Genomic DNA, 2442 nt, shown 5'->3' with positions numbered 1-2442 from the left:
ACTGGCGCAGACACCACCAAGCCATCGCCCGTCGCTGCCACTACCAAAGAAGAACCAGCTCAGAACACGAAATCTGACTGGAGTACTAAGACTCCCGAAACGCCCCTATGCGATGGAACTCATAGGGGCGCACCCGGTCAAATGGGTTTGGTCAAGAGACCTTCTTGAAGGACGTGAGCTTGTGGACGTTCTCCCACGGCATTTCGTAGACGACCGCTTCTACGACCTGCGCGCTCGGGCGGTCGAGCCGGATCCGGAGGCGGTAGTTGGTCCCGGACACCACCTGCGTTTCGGCGCTCTGGAGAGACACAGCGTGATATGCGGCGTCATCTGTGAGGTGTTGTTCCCGGTTAGCCTGGCTCACCGCCCACGCCGCGATCTGCTGGATGCGGTGGTCGGTGACGTCCTTCACCGGTTGCCAGCCGCCATCAGACCCTGTGTGTCCCGGATTCTCCGTGCCGGAGTGGCCGCACCCGTGCTTGAAGGGCTTGTGAGGCGCCGGGTCAACCTTTTCCATCACCTGATCCTTGATCTGGTCCACGAGATCTGTGATCTGCTTAAGAATCTTGGAAAGATCAAACACCTCTTGCTTGAGCGTTTCGTTCGCATCAGAGGTGAGTTTACCGCTCTGTAGATTCTTCAGAAATTTCTCCGCCTCTTTCCCGGCCGCACTCCCTGACTCCCCCTTGGCTGTCATCTCGGCATACTGCTTTAGATTCATACCAGCGAGCCGGGAAGATATAGCGAAACGCCCCCGGACCTCACCCGGTTCCGTAGTCATGCCTACGCCCGTTTCATGCCCATGACAGTACAGCCGCCGAGCCGCCTTCATGTGCACATTCTGTACCAGTGCGCCAAGCGCTCCTTCGAAATCGGGCTTGCCCGGATGCGAGACCTCCGAGGCCGCGCTGGGCTGCGACTCGGCCATGGCAGGGGCTGCGCCGGCTGCACCGATTCCGAGAACTGCTCCCAGTGAAAGAGTAATTGCAGCATATCGGTTTGCCAGTACAGTTGAAGACTTGTGCGCCTTCTTGTGTTGCCCGGTCATTTTGGCTCCTTGTATACGAAATTAGATGGGGCGAGCGCCCCGGTCATTGCTCGGTCGGTGAGGGGCGTGTATGTCCTTTGGACCCGCGAGCGACGCGTTCCGCACGCTGTATTCGCCGACTTGCGGTGTGACGCGGAACACCTTTGTCGACTCTTCGGGAGGGGAGACGCAGGGAGTCCAGCGGCGCACTGGACTCGGACGGCGCACCCGCACGATGAACGGGCCGGAAGCCGCCGGTCTCAGACACGCATCGTGCCCGAGGTGATCAAGAGACCCATCGAGGCGGGCGCCCGGGCGGGTGATACGCCCAGTGAACCTCTTTCATCCTGAATAGTCGCAGGTCGAGAGGGCGTGGAGGGTTTGGACGGTGCGGCTGATGCGGCGGGTTGAGCAGCGTGCTCGGTGCAGGGTCCGCCAGGACTTAGAGGCCCTAACAAAGGCGCTGCACGTGGCGGTGGGTGATCAGGCAAGTAGCGAGGCCGAGGAAGGCTTCGTGTCGCGCCGTTCCCAGCGGATTCGCAGGCGGCGGAAGCCGTGCAGTCAGGCGATAGTGTGTTCGACCAAGTACCGGAAAACGCCCAGGCTGGAGCCGTGGGGTTGGCCTCGTTCAGCGATGACCGGGCGGATGCCGCGCTGCCACAGCAAGTGCCGGTACTTGTCGTGGTCGTAGCCGCGGTCTGCGAGGAGCGCATCGGGTCGGCGTCTGGGTCGGCCGACGACGCCGGCCACGGCCGGGACCGTGTCCAGCAAGGGTAGCAACTGGCTGACGACGTTGCGGTTTCCGCCGGTCAGCGACACCGCGAGCGGGGCGCCCTGCCCGTCGGTGAGGACGTGGTGCTTGCTGCCGGGCCGTGCGCGGTCGACCGGGCTGGGTCCGCTTTGGGTCGCGTCGGGCCGCCCGGACGTGGGAGGAGTCGATCACCGCCCGGGACCAGTCCAGCTTCTTCGCGGCCCGCAGCTTCTTCAGCAGCACGAGGTGCAGCTCGTTCCAGACGCCAGCCTCGTTCCAGGCGGCCAGGCGCCGCCAGCAGGTCATGCCCGAGCCGAAGACCAGCTCCTGGGGCAGGTCTCCCACTGGATGCCGGTGTGCAGCACGAACAGGATCCCGCACAGGGCTTGCCGGTCCGGTATTCGCGGCCTGCCCTCGACCAGTTTTGGACTCGGTTTGGGCAGTAACGGCTCGATCCGCGCCCATAGTTCGTCCGAGACGCTCCACTGCCGCTACTGTCTCTTCCCCACGACCGGACCAACGAGCAATCAGGCTGACAGTCACATGATCGACGGCTTCTGTTAGGATCTCTTAGGGCGTGCAGATCTTTAACTTGTGGCTTTCTGCCTGGTGGTTCGTTGGTCTGGCGTGAGCGGGTTGGATGGGCAACGGATCGTGCTGGCAG

At 62.8% G+C, this 2442-nt stretch carries 1 protein-coding gene and 2 pseudogenes; all 3 read right to left on the bottom strand.

Annotated features, from left to right (window positions below; genetic code table 11):
* Positions 1 to 151 precede the first annotated feature (151 nt).
* The 3 genes and pseudogenes from ABZ624_RS42650 to ABZ624_RS42640 all read right to left on the bottom strand — a co-directional run bounded on the left by ABZ624_RS42650 (position 152) and on the right by ABZ624_RS42640 (position 2233).
* A complete protein-coding gene (locus ABZ624_RS42650) occupies positions 152 to 1048 on the bottom strand; it encodes a cystatin domain-containing protein (protein ID WP_360101062.1) in 897 nt (298 codons plus the stop codon).
* A 321-nt stretch (positions 1049 to 1369) separates the two neighbouring features.
* A pseudogene (locus ABZ624_RS42645) lies at positions 1370 to 1471 on the bottom strand (IS5/IS1182 family transposase); the annotation flags it as partial.
* A 7-nt stretch (positions 1472 to 1478) separates the two neighbouring features.
* Positions 1479 to 2233 (bottom strand): annotated as a pseudogene (locus ABZ624_RS42640) (IS5 family transposase).
* Positions 2234 to 2442: the final 209 nt, after the last annotated feature.

This window comes from Streptomyces sp. NPDC007205 (genome assembly GCF_040634095.1).
Classification (GTDB): domain Bacteria; phylum Actinomycetota; class Actinomycetes; order Streptomycetales; family Streptomycetaceae; genus Streptomyces.
Note: the sequence above shows the minus strand (reverse complement) of the source record. Positions and strands in the feature narration are given on the sequence as shown.

Coding starts and splice junctions, on each gene's coding strand:
- ABZ624_RS42650 (WP_360101062.1), bottom strand. CDS start 1,048: ATGACCGGGCAACACAAGAAGGCGCACAAGTCTTCAACTGTACTGGCA.